We start from the raw sequence: 15,398 nt of genomic DNA, 5'->3' as shown, positions 1-15,398 counted from the left end.
TCCTCCCGTATCCGCTTTAATTCAAATAGTTGCATTGTTGACCGGCCACAGCCCCGACGGGAAGATGGATTCATGAGCAGCCGACAGCGGAATTCAGAGAACGTGCCCACCGCGGCACACCTCTGCCGCGCGGCCGCGCCGACGAGCGAATGCGCCCGGCGCTCCTGTTGTCGCCCCTGTCCGGGTAACCGATAACCCCAGCTGAATTACCGGGCGGTCCGCACACGTGCGTGATTCTCCTTCCGCCCGTATTCCCGTGCACCCTCGCGCGCCCCGTAGGCCGTCGCGCGATTCCGCACGCCCGCATTCCACCCTCCGACCGGGGAGAGACATTGACCGTCACGGTTTCCTCGTACGCCGCCGTCCGACCGCCCGAACCCGCCCCGACCACAGCCACCCCCGGTATCGCGCCGGAGCGGTTCAAGCAGGCCTTCCGCAGGTATCCGGCGGGCGTCGTCGTCGTCACCGCCGACGCCGGCCGCGGCCCGGTTGGCTTCACCGCCACCTCGCTCAGCTCGCTCTCCCTCGACCCGCCGCTGGTCTCCTTCGGCATCGGGACGTCCACCTCGTCCTGGCCGCACATCGAGCGGGCCACCACGGCCGTCGTGAACTTCCTCGGCATCGAACAGCAGCAGCTGGCCACCACGTTCGCCACCAGCGGGATCGACCGGTTCGCTGCTCCGACCGGCTGGCGCCGGCTGCCCGGCGGGGAGCCCGTCCTCGACGGGGTGACCGGCTGGCTGCGGCTCACCGTCCAGAGCATCGTCCCGGCCGGCGACCACCGCATCGTCGTCGCCAGGGTCGAGGAGTCCTGGCTGGACGAGGGCCGCAGCCCGCTGCTCTTCCACGACGGCTCCTACCACTCCATCCGCCCCGCGCCCGACCAGTGATCAGGAATTCACGATGACACGCCACGACAACCGGCGGCCCCTGGCCCGGAGATCCTTCCTCGCTCTCGCGGGAGGCACCGTACTGAGCCTTGCCGCCTGCTCGCCGCAGGTGAAATCCGTCGCCGGTGCGGAACCCGCCGGCGCCCTTCCGTCCGGAAACCCGGCGGCCGGGACGAAACTGAAGATCGCCGCCCGTACGGCACAGCTCCAGCTGAAGCCCGCGGGGCTGGCGAAAGAGCTCCCGTTCACCGTCACCGAGTGGCCGAACCTCTCCGCGGGCCCCGATATCATTCAGGGATTCCGGGCGAAATCGATCGACCTCGCCACCAATGCGGGAATTCCGCCGATCCAGGCGCACGCCATCGGTGTCCAGGCGAAAATCGTCGGCGTCCAGGTCCGCAGGCACCCGATCTACACCTTCGCGACGGCCCCCGGCTCGTCCATCACGAAGGCCGAGGACTTCCGGGGGAAGAAGATCGGCTTCTCCCAGGGCCAGGCGCAGGGCGTCGTCGTCCTGCGCGCGCTCAAGGAAGCGGGACTGAAGAACTCCGACGTCGAACTGGTCGCCCTGCCCAGCACCCAGTTCCTCACCGCCCTGCAGTCCGCGCAGGTCGATGTGGCGCCCCTGGGGGAGCCGACCCTCACGAAGTACCTCGACCAGTACGCCAAGGACGGCGCCCGCGGGGTGAAGACGGAGGTCGTCGACCTGCTGACGGTGCTCTGGGCGCCCAACGAGGTCCTCAACGACCCGGAGAAGGCCAAGGCCGTCCGCAGCTTCATACCCCTGTGGGCGCGCGGCCAGGTATGGGCCTGGGAGAACCAGGACGAGTGGATCGACACGTACTACGTCAAGGACCAGGGCGTGTCGAAGGAGGACGGCCGGCGCATCGTCGACTCCCAGCGCAAGCCGCAGTTCCCGGTCAGCTGGGACGAGGCACTCAAGTGGGAGCAGGAGACCGCCGACCTGCTGGCCGAGGGCGGCTTCGTACCGGAGCAGAAGGCGTCCGAACTGTTCGACCGCCGATTCGAAGGGCTGGCGGCCAAGGCCGTGGCCGCCGAGTACCGGGAGAAGTCATGACCGACCTGTTGGCGAAAGCGCGGACCACCGCCACGGAGACGGCGGAGCCGCCGCCGGCCGGACCACCGGCCACCGGCGGGTCCGGACATGTCTCCAAGGGGACCCGCCGGCGTCTCGGCCCCGGCCGGGCGCTGCCCTTCGGACGGCTGATCGGCCCGGCGCTGCTCGTGTTCGTGTGGTGGGCGGCCTCCGCGTCCGGCTACCTCGACCCCCGGATCCTGTCCTCGCCCGGCACGGTGATCGCCACCGCGGGCGACCTGATCAGTACCGGCCGGCTCCAGGACAACGTGCTGATCTCGTTGCAGCGTGCGGGTCTGGGGCTGTTCTTCGGGGTGTCGGCCGGTGTGATTCTGGCCGTGGCGGCGGGGTTGAGCCGCAGCGGTGAATATCTGCTGGACGGTCCGCTGCAGATCAAGCGGGCCATCCCGTCGCTCGCCATGCTTCCGCTGCTGATCCTGTGGCTCGGCATCGGTGAGCAGATGAAGGTCACCGTGATCGCGCTCGGTGTCGCGGTGAACATGTACATCAACACGTACGCCTCGCTGACCGGTATCGACAGCAGGTACGTCGAGCTTGCCGAGGGGCTCGACCTGAGCCGTGCGACGTTCATCCGCAAGGTCGTCGTGCCCGGTTCGCTGCCCGGCTTCTTCGTAGGCCTGCGGCTCGGTGTGACCTCGTCGTGGCTCGGGCTGATCGTGGTCGAGCAGATCAACGCGACCAGTGGTATCGGCTACATGATGTTCCAGGCCCAGCAGTACGCCCAGTCCGACGTGATCATCGTGGGGCTGGTGGCCTACGGGATCTTCGGCTTCGCCTCGGACGCGGCGGTACGCGCAGTCGAAAGGAAGGTCCTGTCATGGCGACGCACACTGGCGGGCTGACGGAAGCACGGCCCGCGATCCGCACCTCCGGGCTGGTGCGCCGGTTCGGAGACCGTAAGGTCCTCAAGGAGCTCGATCTGACCGTGGCGCAGGGGGAGTTCACGGCGCTCCTCGGCCGCAGCGGCTCGGGCAAGTCCACCCTGCTGCGGGCCGTCGCCCGCCTCGACCACACCGTCGAGGGTTCCGGTGAGCTCTCCGTACCGGACAGGGTCTCCCTCTCCTTCCAGGACTCCCGGCTGCTGCCCTGGCTGAGGGTCCTCGACAACGTGACCCTCGGGCTGCGCGGTCCCGGAACTCGTGAGCGGGGTCTGACGGCACTCGCCGAGGTCGGCCTGGAGGGACGTGACCGGTCCTGGCCGCACGAGCTGTCCGGCGGTGAACAGCAGCGCGCCGCCCTGGCCCGCGCCCTGGTACGCGAACCCGAACTCCTCCTCGCGGACGAGCCGTTCGGTGCCCTGGACGCGCTGACCCGGATCAAGATGCACGACCTGCTGCGCGAGCTGTACGAGCGCCACCGCCCCGCGGTGCTGCTGGTCACCCATGACGTCGACGAGGCCGTGGAACTCGCCGACCGGGTCCTGGTCCTGGAGGACGGCCTCATCTCCGTCGACCTCAGGATCGACCTGCCGTCCCCGCGCTCCCGCCGCGAACCACGCTTCCAGGAGTACCGCGACACCCTGCTCGCCGCCCTCGGCGTGGCACAGCCCCAGCTCACGCACTGATCTTCCGAGCTCTTCCGAGGAGAAGACACCCATGTCGCGCAAGCAGCTCCACCTGAACGCCTTCCTGATGTCCACCGGCCATCACGAGGCGTCCTGGCGGCTCCCCGAGAGCCACGCCGAAGCCAACTCCGACCTGGAGCACTACCGGAACCTGGCCCGCATCGCCGAACGCGGGCTCCTGGACTCGCTGTTCCTCGCCGACGGACCCGTGCTGATGGGTGACCCCGGCCGGCGGCCCGCCGCCAAGCTGGAACCCACCGTGCTGCTCACCGCCCTCGCCGGGGTCACCGAGCACATCGGCCTGATCGCCACCGCCTCCACCAGCTACAACGAGCCGTACAACCTGGCCCGCAGATTCGCCTCGCTGGACCACGTCTCCGGCGGCCGGGCCGGCTGGAACATCGTCACCACCGCCGGCGCCGACGCGGCCCGCAACTTCGGCCTCGACGACACGCCCCTGCACCACGACCGCTACCGGCGCGCCGCCGAGTTCGTCGAGGTGTCCACGAAGCTCTGGGACAGCTGGGCGGACGACGCGGTCGTCGCCGACAAGGAGGCCGGGGTCCACGCGCTGGCCGACCGGGTCCGCGCCATCGGGCACACCGGCGAGTTCTTCCGGGTCGACGGTCCCCTCAACGTCCAACGGCCTCCGCAGGGCTACCCGTTGCTCGTACAGGCGGGCTCCAGCGAGGACGGCAAGGACTTCGCGGCCCGGTACGCCGAGGCCGTGTTCACCGCGCAGCAGACCCTGGAGGAGGGCATCGCCTTCTACAAGGACGTCAAGCAGCGCGCCGAGGCGCTCGGCCGTAACCCGGGCGGCATCAAGATCCTGCCCGGCATCGTCCCCGTCATCGGCGACACCGAGGCCGAGGCGCTGGAACTGGACGCCGAACTCGACCGGCTCATCGTCCCGGAGTACGCCAAGCGCCAGCTGGCCAGGACACTGAAGCTCGACCCCTCCGAACTGCACCTCGACCGGGAGCTCCCCGCGGACCTTCCCGACGAGGACGAGATCGAGGGGGCCAAGAGCCGCTACACCCTGGTCGTGGAGCTCGCCAGGCGTGAGAAGTTGACGGTACGTCAGCTCATCGGCCGGCTCGGTGGCGGGCGCGGACACCGCACCTTCGCCGGGACGGCCGAGCAGGTCGCCGACACCATCGAGCACTGGTACGACAGCGGGGCGGCCGACGGCTTCAACATCATGCCCGCGGTGCTCCCCTCCGGCCTGGAGGTCTTCGTGGACCGGGTCGTCCCGATCCTCCAGGAGCGCGGCCTGTTCCGCACCGAGTACACCGGTTCCACCCTGCGTGAGCACTACGGCCTGCCGAGGCCGTCCAACCGGCTGTTCGACACCGTCGACACCCGTGAGGGCCACACCGGCATCGGCCTCGCCACGGCGGCGGCCCGGTGACCGACTGTCCTGACCCGGGGCGGCACGAGGGGACGGGACGGCCCGGCGGGCAGCCGCCCGGCTGGGCGCGCCGGATGCTCGGGTACTGCCTGCGCCACCGCACCGACCTGCTCCTCGCCTTCGGAGCGGCCCTGGTGGCCGCCGTCGCCACCGCCACCCTGCCCCTCGTCCTCCGTCACGTCGTCGACGGAGTGGCGGGGGGCGAGGCCGGACCGCTCCTCCCGTGGATCGCCCTCCTCGCCGGACTCGGCGCCGTCCGTTTCGGTGCGAGCTTCACCCGCCGCTACCGCTCCGGCCGGCTCTCCCTCGGCGTGCAGTACGACCTCCGCAACGACGCCTTCGCCGCGCTGCTGCGGCTCGGCGGCGCCCAGCAGGACGATCTGCGTACGGGGCAGGTCGTCAGCCGGTCCATCTCCGACATCACCCTGATCCAGACCCTGCTGCAGTTCCTGCCCAACCTCACGGGCAACGCCCTGATGTTCCTCGTCTCTCTGGTCTTCATGGCGGTGCTCTCACCGCTGCTGACCGTGGTCGCCCTGGTCGTCGGGCCGCTGCTCTACCTCATCGCCCTGCGCAGCCGCCGCGACCTGTTCCCCGCCAACTGGCACGCCCAGCAGGAGGCCGCCGAGGTGGCCTCCGCGGTGGAGGCGACCGTCACCGGGGTCCGCGTGGTGAAGGGCTTCGGCCAGGAGACCCGGGAGCTCACCGGCCTGGAGGACCGCGCCCGCGCCCTCTTCGCCTCCCGGCTGCGGGTCGTCCGCTTCACCGGCCGCTACAACCCGGCGCTCCAGGCCGTGCCCGCCCTCGGCCAGGTCGCCGTCCTCGCCCTCGGCGGCTGGATGGCCCTGCACGGCCGGATCTCGCTGGGCACCTTCCTCGCGTTCACCACGTACCTGGGCTCCTTCGTCACCCCCGTACGCCAGGTGGCGACGCTGCTCACCGTCTGGCAGCAGGCACGGGCGGGCGCCGAGCGGGTCCTGGAGGTCGTCGACGAGGCGCCGGTGATCACCGACGCCCCGGACGCCCGTGAGCTCCCCGACGACCCGCCGGCCCTCTCCTGGCAGGACGTCACCTTTGCCTACGGCGACGCCGCACCGCTCCTGGACGGCTTCAGCCTCGACGTGGCGCCCGGTGAGACCGTGGCCCTCATCGGCCCCGCGGGATCCGGCAAGTCCACGGCCGCCGCCCTGCTGCCCCGCTTCTACGACGTGCCGTCAGGCTCCGTACGGGTGGGCGGCACCGACGTACGCGCCCTCACCTCCGCCTCGCTGCGCTCCCGCATCGGTTTCGTCTTCGAGGAGAGCCTGCTGCTCTCCGACACCGTGCGCGCCAACATCGCCTACGGGGTCCCGGACGCCACCGACGAGCAGGTCCGCGCGGCCGCCCGCATCGCCCGCGCCGACGAGTTCATCGAGCGGCTGCCCCTCGGCTACGACACCGTCGTCGGCGAGCAGGGCCTCACCCTCTCCGGCGGGCAGCGCCAGCGCCTGGCCCTGGCCCGCGCCCTCGTCGGCGACCCGGCCGTCCTCGTCCTGGACGACGCCACCTCGGCCATCGACGCCCGGGTCGAGGCCGAGATCCACGCCGGGCTGCACGAGGCGACCCGCCGCCGTACGACCCTGGTCATCGCGCACCGCAGATCGACGCTGGAGCTCGCCGACCGGATCGCCGTACTGGACGGCGGACGGATCACGGACACCGGCACCCTGGACGAACTCCGCTCCCGTTCCGCCCTGTTCCGCACCCTGCTCTCCACCGCCGAAACCCCGGGGGACGCGGAGGAACAGCCCGTCGCCCCGCCGGTCGACGGGGTCACCGCACACCTGTGGCAGCGCGCCGAGAGTGCCGACACCGAGGCCGAGGAGGGCACCGCCGTACGGGCCGCCCAGGCACTCGCCGAGGCCGCGGCCACCTCCGGGCCCGGCCGCGGCGGACCCGGCGGCGGGGTGCTCGGCTCCGCACCGCCGTCCGCCGAACTGATGGCGGGCCTCGCCCGGCTGCCCCTGCCCGCCGCGGACCCGAAGATCTCCACCCGGCAGGCGGTGGAGGCCGACCCCGACTTCCACCTCGGCACCCTGCTGCGGCCGTTGCGGCTGCCACTCCTGCTGGGCCTGCTCCTGGTCGCCCTGGACGCCGGCGCGCAGATCGCCGTGCCCGTCCTCGTACGGCACGGGGTCGACCACGGCGTCGCCCGCCACGCCGGCGCGGTGCTGTTCGCCGCGGCCGCGTCGGCCGCCGTCGTGGTCGCCGTGAACTGGCTGATCGGCGTGGCCCAGGTCCGTACGACCGGGCGCACCGGCGAACGGCTCCTCTACACCCTGCGGGTGAAGACCTTCGCGCAGCTCCAGCGTCTCGGACTCGACTACTACGAGCGGGAGCCCGCCGGCCGGATCATGACGAGGATGACCACCGACGTCGACGCCCTGTCGAACTTCCTCCAGACCGGGCTGATCACCGCGGTGGTGAGCCTGCTGACCATCCTCGGCGTGCTGATCACGCTCCTCTTCATCGACACCCAACTGGCCGTCGTGCTGCTCGTCGCGCTGCCCGTGCTGCTCGCCGCGACCGCGGTGTTCCGCCACTACTCCGTCCCCGCCTACCGGGAGGCCCGCGAACGCATCAGCGCCGTCAACGCCTGCCTCCAGGAGAACGTCACCGCCATCCGCGTCACCCAGGCGTTCCGCCGGGAGGACCACAACGCCCGCGACTTCGCCCGGCTGGCCTGGTCCTTCCGCACCTCACGGCTGCGCGCCCAGCGCTACATGGGCACCTTCTTCCCGTTCGTGGAGTTCCTCGGCACCCTGTCCACCGCCGCCGTGCTCGTCATCGGCGCCGGCCAGGTCGGGGCGGGGGAGCTGAGCGCGGGGACGCTGATCGCGTTCCTCCTCTACGTCGAGCTGTTCTTCTCGCCGATCCAGCAGCTCTCCCAGGTCTTCGACGGCTACCAGCAGGCCGTCATCGGCCTCAGCCGGCTCCGGACGCTGATGCGGACCCCGGCGGGGACCCCGCCCGCCGAACATCCCCTCGACGTCGGCGAACTGCGCGGCGAGGTCGAATTCGACGGGGTGTCCTTCGGATACGCGGGTGGCGGCGGCCAGGAAGTGCTGCACGGCGTCTCCCTGCGCATCGCACCCGGCGAGACCGTCGCCCTGGTCGGTGCCACGGGGGCCGGGAAGTCCACCGTCGTCAAGCTCCTGGCCCGGTTCTACGATCCGACCGCGGGTACGGTCCGGGTCGACGGGCAGGATCTGCGTGACCTGGACCTTCCCGGGTTCCGCCGCAGGCTCGGTCTCGTCCCGCAGGAGGCCCACCTCTTCAGCGGCACCGTCCGGGACGCCATCGCCTACGGCCGCCCCGACGCGCCGGACGCGGAGGTCGAGGCGGCGGCCCGCGCCGTCGGCGCGCACGAGATGATCGCCGGGCTGCGGCTCGGCTACCTCCAGCCGGTGGGCGAGCGGGGCAGAGGACTGTCCGCGGGGCAGCGGCAGTTGCTGGCCCTGGCCCGCGCCGAGCTCGTCAACCCGGACATCCTGCTGCTCGACGAGGCGACGTCCTCACTGGACCTGGCGACCGAACGCCGGGTCGCCGCGGCCACCGACCTCGTCTCCCGGCGCCGTACGACGGTGGTCGTCGCGCACCGGCTGACGACCGCGGCCCGCGCGGACCGGGTCGTCGTCCTGGACGCCGGGACCGTCGTCGAGAGCGGCACGCACACCGCACTGCTGGCCGCTCGCGGGCCGTACCACCGCCTGTGGGAAGCCTTCCGGCAGACGGGCAACCCCGCACCCGCCGACGCCCTCACCGACCACCCCACCACCGACGCACTCGTCAAGGAGAACGCACGATGACGGAGTACCGCACCCTCGGGCGCACCGGCGTGAAGGTCAGCCCGCTGGCCCTCGGCACCATGATGTTCGGCCCCCGCGGCAACCCCGACCACGCCGACGGCATCCGGATCATCCACCACGCGCTGGACTCGGGCATCAACTTCGTCGACACCGCCGACGTCTATTCGGCGGGCGAGGCGGAGACCATCGTCGGCAAGGCGCTCGCCGGCGGACGCCGCGACGACGTGGTGCTGGCCACCAAGTTCCACGGCAGCCTGGGCGACGACCCCAACCACCAGGGCAACAGCCGCCGCTGGATCATCCGCGAGGTCGAGAACAGCCTCCGCCGGCTCGGCACCGACTGGATCGACCTCTACCAGGTGCACCGGCCCGAACCCGGCACCGACTTCGACGAGACCCTCGGCGCGCTCTCCGACCTGGTCCACCAGGGCAAGATCCGCTACATCGGCACCTCGACCTTCGAGCCGTCCGCGATCGTCGAGGGCCAGTGGCTCGCCGAGCGCAGGGGCAGCGAACGCGTGGTCGCCGAGCAGCCGCCGTACTCCCTGCTGGCCAGGGGCATCGAGCGCGAGGTGCTGCCGGTCGTCCAGCGGTACGGCCTCGGGGTGCTGTCCTGGAGCCCGCTGGCCGGCGGCTGGCTCTCCGGCCGCTACCGCACCGGCGCCGAGCAGCCCACCTCCAGCCGTACCGCCCGCCAGGCGGCACGCTTCGACATCTCCGCCCCGGAGAACGCCGCCAAGCTGGCCGCCACGGAGGCCCTGGCCCGGCTCGCCGAGGAGGCCGGACTCACCCTCGTGCAGCTCGCCCTGGCGTTCGTGCTCGAACACCCGGCCGTCACCTCCGCGATCATCGGTCCGCGCACCTTCGAACAGCTGGACAGCCAGCTGGGTGCGGACAAGGTGAAGCTGAGCCAGGACGTCCTCGACCGGATCGACGAGATCGTCCCGCCCGGCACCAACCTGTCGGCACGCGACGCCGGTTACACCCCGCCGTCGCTCACCGACCCCGCACAGCGCCGACGCACCGCCCAGGGGCTCTCCGCCTGACGGGACACACGGCCTGGGGAGAGCGAGGTCAGCGCCAGGGCAGGTTCCGCCAGGGGCTGCCCTCGCTCTCCGTCAGCAGACGGTGCGCCGTGACGTTGTCCTGGTAGTAGTCGCCGTAGTCCTCACCGTCGAACCGCAGCACACGGCCCAGCGCGTACCCCGCGGAGAAGTCCTCCCAGGAGCGGTAGGCCGACTTGCTCAGCGCACCGGCGTACACGATGGCCTGTTCCGCCTCGTGCGGGACGCAGAAGCGGGCGGATAGTCCCCACCGGGCCAGGTTCACCGCGCGCCCGTAGTCGTAGGCGACCGTCGTGGTGACCCGGCCGTCCGGCGCCAGCAGCCCGTCGGCGCGGAACCGGGCCTCGTACCGGAGGATGCGCCGCACCAGCTCCTCGATGTCCTTGACGGTGTCGTGGCCCACCCCGATGTCCTGGGCGTGCCCGGCGGCCGTCTCGCGCCACAGCTCGGCGGAGGGCTGCTCACCGAGCCCGGCCACGAGCTGTTCCCGCACCCGGAGTACGAAATCGGGCTCGGCCGGACTGTTCCGCGCGTCCAGCAGGTAGTCCAACTGCTGTCGCCAGCCGGTCGGTTCGGTGATGCCCCAGGAGTCGCGCAGCTGCTCACGCTCGCATGCGTACTCGTGGTAGGCGGTGCCGACCTCGTTCCACGGCACACCGTTGCCGACCGCCAGATGCGCCCCGCAGGCCAGCCCGTAGGCCAGCGGACCGTGGAGCGCCCCGTGCCGCAGCGCGATCAGCCGGTCGCCCCCGGGGCGGTCGTTCTCCGCGTGGTAGCGCAGCCACAGCGCGCGGTGCGGAGGCGTGGCCGGGAAGAGCATCTGGGCCGGAGTACCGGTGTTGACGGACAGCAGCTGGGCGGGGTCCCGCCAGTCGAACTCCGCCACCCACTTGAGGGAGACGGCGTGGAACACCCAGTCCGGATGCCACGGCGGCAGCATTCCGCGGGTGAGCACCGGCCGGCAGCTCCGGCCGGCCTCGTCCCGGTGCGAGCGCCAGGTGATCATGTCGGGAGCCGCGTCCACCTCGGCCTTCGGAGCGAGGATGTACAGCTCCTCGCCGGCCAGTACCCGCAGCTGGGCCTCCGCGTCGCCGCGTGCACCCGCCTCGTACAGCAGGTGTTCCGTCACGGACGGCGACACCCAGGGGGCGGCGTGGACGGGATGGGAGTGCAGTGGATTCATGACCAGGCGAGGTTCCGGTAGGGGCTGACGGGGTCCTGTGTCAGGGTGCGGTGCTGGGCGAGCGACTGCTCGTACTTCACCCCTGACGGGTCGTCCGCGTCGAAGTGCATGACGCGGGTCAGTGAGTAACCGAGGGAGAACTCCGCCCAGGAGCCGTACGCCTGCACGGCGAGGGCGCCGATCCGCAGCACGGCCTGCTCGGCCTCCCCCGGATCGCAGAGCCGGGCGCCCAGCGCGAGCCGTACGACGTTGACCGCGCGCCCGTAGTCGAAGGCGGCCAGAGTGTCGACCCGTTGGCCGGCACCGAGGACACCGTCCGCGCGGAACCGGTCCTCGTACGTGACGGCCAGCCGCAGCGCCTCATGGGCCTCGGCCGCCTCCGCAGGTGTGGACCGGCGACGCGTCTGCGCGTCGGTGACCGCGGCGGACCACTCGGGGACCGTGGGGGTGCGGCCCAGCCGCCGGGCGAGGGTGTGACGGATCCGGAGCACCGACTCGTACGTACGGCCGACGAGCCGGGTGGCCAGCAGCGATTCGAGCTTCTCCCGGTAGTCGGCCCGGTTCTGCACGCCCCAGGGGTTACGGAGCCGGTGGCGATCCGTCGCGTACCCCTCGTAGGCGGCGCCCAGGTCGTTCCAGACGAGGCCGTTGTGCACGGCGAGGTGGGCGCCGAGGGCCAGGCCGTGTGCGACCGGTCCGTGCAACGGGCCGGTCCGCAGGGTCAGCAGCCGGCCGGTCCGCGGCCCGCCGGACCGTGCGTGGGCCTTCAGCCACGCCCGGCGGCGCCCCGGCCCGGCCTCCAGCGTCACTGCGTAGGGCGTGCCCGGATCGACCGCGAGCCACCGCACTCCGGCAGGCCAGCGGCGCGCGAGCTCGTCGAGACCGATCGCCTCGAACACCCAGTCGGGGTGCCACGGAGGCAGCGTCCCGGACGTCAGCACCGTGACGCACACCCGGCCCGGCGTCACGGGATCGGGCCCCGTGGGGAGCGGGGGAGTGAAGCCGGGAGCGTCCGCGTGCAGCCGGGCGACGAGCACGAAGAGCCTGCTCCCGGCCAGCGCATCCAGCAACGCGTCCCGGCTGCCGGCCGCCGCCCCGTGCAGCAGCCCTTCCGTCCCGGTCGGCGGGGTCCACCCCGCGTCCGGCGCCTCAGCCGCGCCCGTTCCCGGCGTCCCTGGTCCCCGCGTCCCTGTCCCCGTCGTCACGGTCGAATCCTACGGAACCCGTCCGACGGCAGGGGCGGTGACCCGGGGTCCCGGTGCTACGCGGCCGGTCCCGCCGACGGCGCCGGGGCGGGCCGCACGGCCAGGGAGAAGGAGTGCCCGGCCGGGTCCGCGTAGACACGGACGTCGCGAGGGCCGCTGTTGTCCTTGGCCTCCACCGGCCGGGCGCCGAGGCCTATCGCCTCGCGCTCGGCCTCGTCCATGGCACCCCGGTCCACCAGGATGCGCAGATGGGCCTGTTGGGAGTCCTCGGGACGGGGCCAGCTGGGCGGCGCGTAGCCGTGATCGCGGCGGATCGCCATCTGCACACCGCTGTGGCCGACGATCTCCACGAAGTCGGGATCGCTCCCGACGCGCGCCTCGGCGTCCAGCAGCGCCGCGTAGAACTCGGCGAGCTCCAGGTGCTCGGCACAGTCCAGGACCAGAACACTCGTCTTCGCTGCAGTCATGCTCCTCCGGTACCCGCGCGGCGGCCGGACACGCCCGATGACGTGCAACAGGGGCCTGCCGCCCCGCCGCACGGCGCGCCCGGGGCGTCGATCGGGGAACCTCGTCCTAGGGTGCGGTTCATGGCAGCGAGCGAGGGTGACCGGGACACGGCTTCTTCCGGTACCGGCCCCTCGGACCCCCACCGCTGGCGTGCCCTCGCCGTCTGCCTGGTGGCGGGCTTCATGACGCTGCTGGACGTCTCCATCGTCAACGTGGCGCTGCCGTCCATCAAGGAGGGGCTCGACACCCCGGAGTCCGACCTCCAGTGGGTGCTGTCCGGCTACGCGCTCGCCTTCGGCCTCGTCCTCATCCCCGGCGGCCGCCTCGGCGACGCACGGGGACGGCGCGCGGTGTTCATGGCGGGGCTGGCCCTCTTCACCCTGGCCTCCGCAGCCTGCGGCGCCGCCCAGTCCAGCCTCTGGCTCGTCATCGCCCGGCTCCTCCAGGGCGCGGCGGGCGGACTGCTCTCGCCCCAGATCTCCGCCCTGATCCAGCAGATGTTCTCCGGGCGCGAGCGGGGCCGGGCCTTCGGGATGTTCGGCACCGTGGTCGGCATCTCCACCGCCGTCGGCCCGCTCCTGGGCGGCCTCCTGATCCAGGTGGCCGGTGCGGAGGAGGGCTGGCGCTGGGTGTTCTACGTCAACCTGCCGATCGGGGCCGTCTGCCTCCTGCTGGCCAGGCGGCTGCTCCCCGACACCCCCTCGGCGGGCCGGGTGCGCCCGCGCGACCTCGACCCCGTCGGTGTCCTGCTGCTCGGGGCGGGCGTCCTCGTGCTGCTGCTGCCGTTCGTCCAGGCCCAGCAGTGGCCGGGCGACGGCAAGTGGCTGCTCGTGCCGGCGGCCGTGGTCCTGCTGGCGGCGTTCGTCGCCTGGGAGTCGCGCTGCGCGCGCCGCGGCGTCCAGCCGGTGCTCAACCTGGCCCTCTTCCGGCTCCGGAGCTTCTGGCTGGGCTGTCTGATGATCCTGCTGTACTTCGCCGGCTTCACCTCGATCTTCTTCATCAGCACGCTCTACCTCCAGTCCGGGCTGCACTACAGCGCCCTGGAGGCCGGCCTCGCGATCACCCCGTTCGCCCTGGGCGCGGGCGGGTCGGCGAGCATCGGCGGCCGGCTGGTCGGCCGCTTCGGGCGGCCCCTCATCGTCGTGGGACTCACCATGGTGGCGGTCGGGCTCGGGTTCACCGCGCTGGCCGCGCACCTGGTGCCGGGCAGGGGTGCCGGGCTCGCGATGGCGGCGCCGCTGCTGCTGGCCGGCCTGGGCAGCGGACTGGTCATCGCCCCCAACCAGACCCTCACCCTCTCCGAGGTCCCCGTCGGCAACGCGGGCAGCGCGGGCGGCACACTCCAGACCAGCCAGCGCGTCGGCTCGTCCATCGGGATCGCCGCGGTGGGCTCGGTGTTCTTCGCCCGGCTGGGCCCCGGCGACTGGGCGGGCGCCTACGACCACGGGCTCCTCGTCTCGGTCGCGTTCGTCCTTGCGGCCCTGATCGTGGCGCTGGCCGATGTCGTGGCGGGCAGGCGGGGAAGGAGACGTACCCAGACGTCCGAATCCACCGACGCCCCGAAGGGAACACCATGAGCGACACCGAGGACCGGGAGCAGGGCGGGAACACCTCGTACGGCCACAAGCCCTTCAAGCGCTCCCGCAGTCACTTCGCCGACCGCATCACCGCCGACGGGCGGGACGGCTGGCCCGTCGACGCGGGGCGCTACCGGCTGGTCGTCAGCCGGGCCTGCCCCTGGGCGAGCCGGGCCCTGGTCTCGCGCAGGCTGCTCGGCCTGGAGGGCGCCCTCTCCCTGGCCGTCGCCGACCCCATCCAGGACGACCGCAGCTGGCGCTTCACCCTCGACGAGGGCGGCAAGGACCCGGTGCTCGGCATCGGATACCTGAGCGAGGCCTACGACGCACGGGAGCGCGGCTACCCGGGCGGGGTCAGCGTGCCCGCGATCGTCGACGTACCGACCCGGGAGCTGGTCACCAACGACTACCAGCAGATCACCCTGGACCTGGCCACCGAATGGACCGCCCTGCACCGGCCCGGCGCCCCCGACCTCTACCCGGAGCGGCTGCGCGCCGAGATCGACGAGGTGATGGACGGCATCTACCGGGACGTCAACAACGGCGTCTACCGCGCCGGATTCGCCTCCGAGCAGGGTGAGTACGAGGCGGCGTACGTCGATGTGTTCCGCCGCCTGGACCTGGTCTCCGAACGCCTCGCCGGACAGCGCTACCTCGTCGGGGACACGATCACCGAGGCGGACATCCGGCTGTTCACCACCCTGGTCCGCTTCGACGCCGTCTACCACGGGCACTTCAAGTGCAACCGCTCGAAGCTCGCCGAGGACCCCGTCCTGTGGGCGTACGTCCGCGACCTCTACCGGACCCCGGGCTTCGGCGACACCGTCGACTTCGACCACATCAAGCGGCACTACTACCAGGTGCACACCGGCATCAACCCGACGGGCATCGTGCCGCTCGGCCCCGACCTGTCCGGCTGGAACACCCCGCACCACCGGGAGCAGCTGGGCGGCCGCCCGTTCGGAGACGGCACCCCGCCCGGACCTGTGCCGCCCGGCGAGGAGGTCCCGGCGAGCGGGCGGCCCTGACCCC

12 protein-coding genes are annotated in these 15,398 nt (G+C 72.0%); 9 read left to right on the top strand and 3 right to left on the bottom strand.

From position 1 onward, the window contains the following. Positions 1 to 332 precede the first annotated feature (332 nt). Genes ACIRD8_RS12035 through ACIRD8_RS12005 form a run of 7 tightly spaced genes read left to right on the top strand, consistent with a single transcriptional unit; the run spans position 333 to position 9,876 of the window. Positions 333 to 890: a flavin reductase family protein gene (locus ACIRD8_RS12035; RefSeq protein WP_403989316.1), complete on the top strand. Its 558-nt coding sequence runs from the start codon at positions 333 to 335 to the stop codon at positions 888 to 890. 13 nt (positions 891 to 903) lie between these two features. Continuing rightward, complete coding sequence (locus ACIRD8_RS12030) at positions 904 to 1,968, top strand: ABC transporter substrate-binding protein (protein WP_403989314.1); 1,065 nt, start codon at positions 904 to 906, stop codon at positions 1,966 to 1,968. Next, a complete protein-coding gene (locus tag ACIRD8_RS12025; protein ID WP_403989312.1) occupies positions 1,965 to 2,849 on the top strand; it encodes an ABC transporter permease in 885 nt (294 codons plus the stop codon). The genes ACIRD8_RS12030 and ACIRD8_RS12025 overlap by 4 nt, the downstream gene beginning before the upstream one ends. Continuing rightward, positions 2,825 to 3,571 (top strand): ABC transporter ATP-binding protein, encoded by a 747-nt coding sequence (locus ACIRD8_RS12020; RefSeq protein ID WP_403989310.1) that lies wholly within the window; start codon positions 2,825 to 2,827, stop codon positions 3,569 to 3,571. Before ACIRD8_RS12025 ends, ACIRD8_RS12020 begins: the two co-directional genes overlap by 25 nt. A 31-nt stretch (positions 3,572 to 3,602) precedes the next feature. Continuing rightward, positions 3,603 to 4,982, top strand: a complete 1,380-nt coding sequence (locus tag ACIRD8_RS12015; protein WP_403989308.1) for an LLM class flavin-dependent oxidoreductase — start codon at positions 3,603 to 3,605, stop codon at positions 4,980 to 4,982. After that, a complete protein-coding gene (locus ACIRD8_RS12010) occupies positions 4,979 to 8,830 on the top strand; it encodes an ABC transporter ATP-binding protein (RefSeq protein WP_403989306.1) in 3,852 nt (1,283 codons plus the stop codon). Before ACIRD8_RS12015 ends, ACIRD8_RS12010 begins: the two co-directional genes overlap by 4 nt. Beyond that, positions 8,827 to 9,876 carry an aldo/keto reductase gene (locus ACIRD8_RS12005; protein ID WP_403989304.1) on the top strand — a complete coding sequence of 350 codons (1,050 nt, stop codon included), beginning with the start codon at positions 8,827 to 8,829 and terminating at the stop codon, positions 9,874 to 9,876. The genes ACIRD8_RS12010 and ACIRD8_RS12005 overlap by 4 nt, the downstream gene beginning before the upstream one ends. 28 nt (positions 9,877 to 9,904) lie before the next feature. Here ACIRD8_RS12005 and ACIRD8_RS12000 read toward each other — a convergent pair whose 3' ends face one another. Genes ACIRD8_RS12000 through ACIRD8_RS11990 form a run of 3 tightly spaced genes read right to left on the bottom strand, consistent with a single transcriptional unit; the run spans position 9,905 to position 12,749 of the window. Then, positions 9,905 to 11,077: a DUF1266 domain-containing protein gene (locus ACIRD8_RS12000; RefSeq protein ID WP_403989302.1), complete on the bottom strand. Its 1,173-nt coding sequence runs from the start codon at positions 11,075 to 11,077 to the stop codon at positions 9,905 to 9,907. Beyond that, the gene (locus ACIRD8_RS11995) at positions 11,074 to 12,282 is read right to left on the bottom strand and encodes a DUF1266 domain-containing protein (protein WP_403989300.1); all 1,209 of its coding nucleotides are present in this window, start codon (positions 12,280 to 12,282) and stop codon (positions 11,074 to 11,076) included. Before ACIRD8_RS11995 ends, ACIRD8_RS12000 begins: the two co-directional genes overlap by 4 nt. A gap of 56 nt (positions 12,283 to 12,338) precedes the next feature. After that, the gene (locus tag ACIRD8_RS11990; protein ID WP_403989298.1) at positions 12,339 to 12,749 is read right to left on the bottom strand and encodes a VOC family protein; all 411 of its coding nucleotides are present in this window, start codon (positions 12,747 to 12,749) and stop codon (positions 12,339 to 12,341) included. A 120-nt stretch (positions 12,750 to 12,869) separates the two neighbouring features. Here ACIRD8_RS11990 and ACIRD8_RS11985 point away from each other — a divergent pair, with 120 nt between their 5' ends. Continuing rightward, complete coding sequence (locus ACIRD8_RS11985; RefSeq protein WP_403989296.1) at positions 12,870 to 14,366, top strand: MFS transporter; 1,497 nt, start codon at positions 12,870 to 12,872, stop codon at positions 14,364 to 14,366. Further along, positions 14,363 to 15,394, top strand: a complete 1,032-nt coding sequence (locus ACIRD8_RS11980; protein ID WP_403989294.1) for a glutathione S-transferase family protein — start codon at positions 14,363 to 14,365, stop codon at positions 15,392 to 15,394. The genes ACIRD8_RS11985 and ACIRD8_RS11980 overlap by 4 nt, the downstream gene beginning before the upstream one ends. Positions 15,395 to 15,398 lie beyond the last annotated feature (4 nt).

Source organism: Streptomyces sp. NPDC102451 (assembly GCF_044765485.1).
Lineage (GTDB): Bacteria > Actinomycetota > Actinomycetes > Streptomycetales > Streptomycetaceae > Streptomyces.
This window is presented reverse-complemented; position numbering and strand designations above follow the sequence as displayed.

What these genes read in the sequence shown, in the direction of transcription:
- ACIRD8_RS12005 (WP_403989304.1), top strand. Translation starts at nt 8,827, where the DNA reads ATGACGGAGTACCGCACCCTCGGGCGCACCGGCGTGAAGGTCAGCCCG.
- ACIRD8_RS12000 (WP_403989302.1), bottom strand. Translation starts at nt 11,077, where the DNA reads ATGAATCCACTGCACTCCCATCCCGTCCACGCCGCCCCCTGGGTGTCG.
- ACIRD8_RS12030 (WP_403989314.1), top strand. Translation starts at nt 904, where the DNA reads ATGACACGCCACGACAACCGGCGGCCCCTGGCCCGGAGATCCTTCCTC.
- ACIRD8_RS12025 (WP_403989312.1), top strand. Translation starts at nt 1,965, where the DNA reads ATGACCGACCTGTTGGCGAAAGCGCGGACCACCGCCACGGAGACGGCG.
- ACIRD8_RS11985 (WP_403989296.1), top strand. Translation starts at nt 12,870, where the DNA reads ATGGCAGCGAGCGAGGGTGACCGGGACACGGCTTCTTCCGGTACCGGC.
- ACIRD8_RS11980 (WP_403989294.1), top strand. Translation starts at nt 14,363, where the DNA reads ATGAGCGACACCGAGGACCGGGAGCAGGGCGGGAACACCTCGTACGGC.
- ACIRD8_RS11990 (WP_403989298.1), bottom strand. Translation starts at nt 12,749, where the DNA reads ATGACTGCAGCGAAGACGAGTGTTCTGGTCCTGGACTGTGCCGAGCAC.
- ACIRD8_RS12015 (WP_403989308.1), top strand. Translation starts at nt 3,603, where the DNA reads ATGTCGCGCAAGCAGCTCCACCTGAACGCCTTCCTGATGTCCACCGGC.
- ACIRD8_RS12020 (WP_403989310.1), top strand. Translation starts at nt 2,825, where the DNA reads ATGGCGACGCACACTGGCGGGCTGACGGAAGCACGGCCCGCGATCCGC.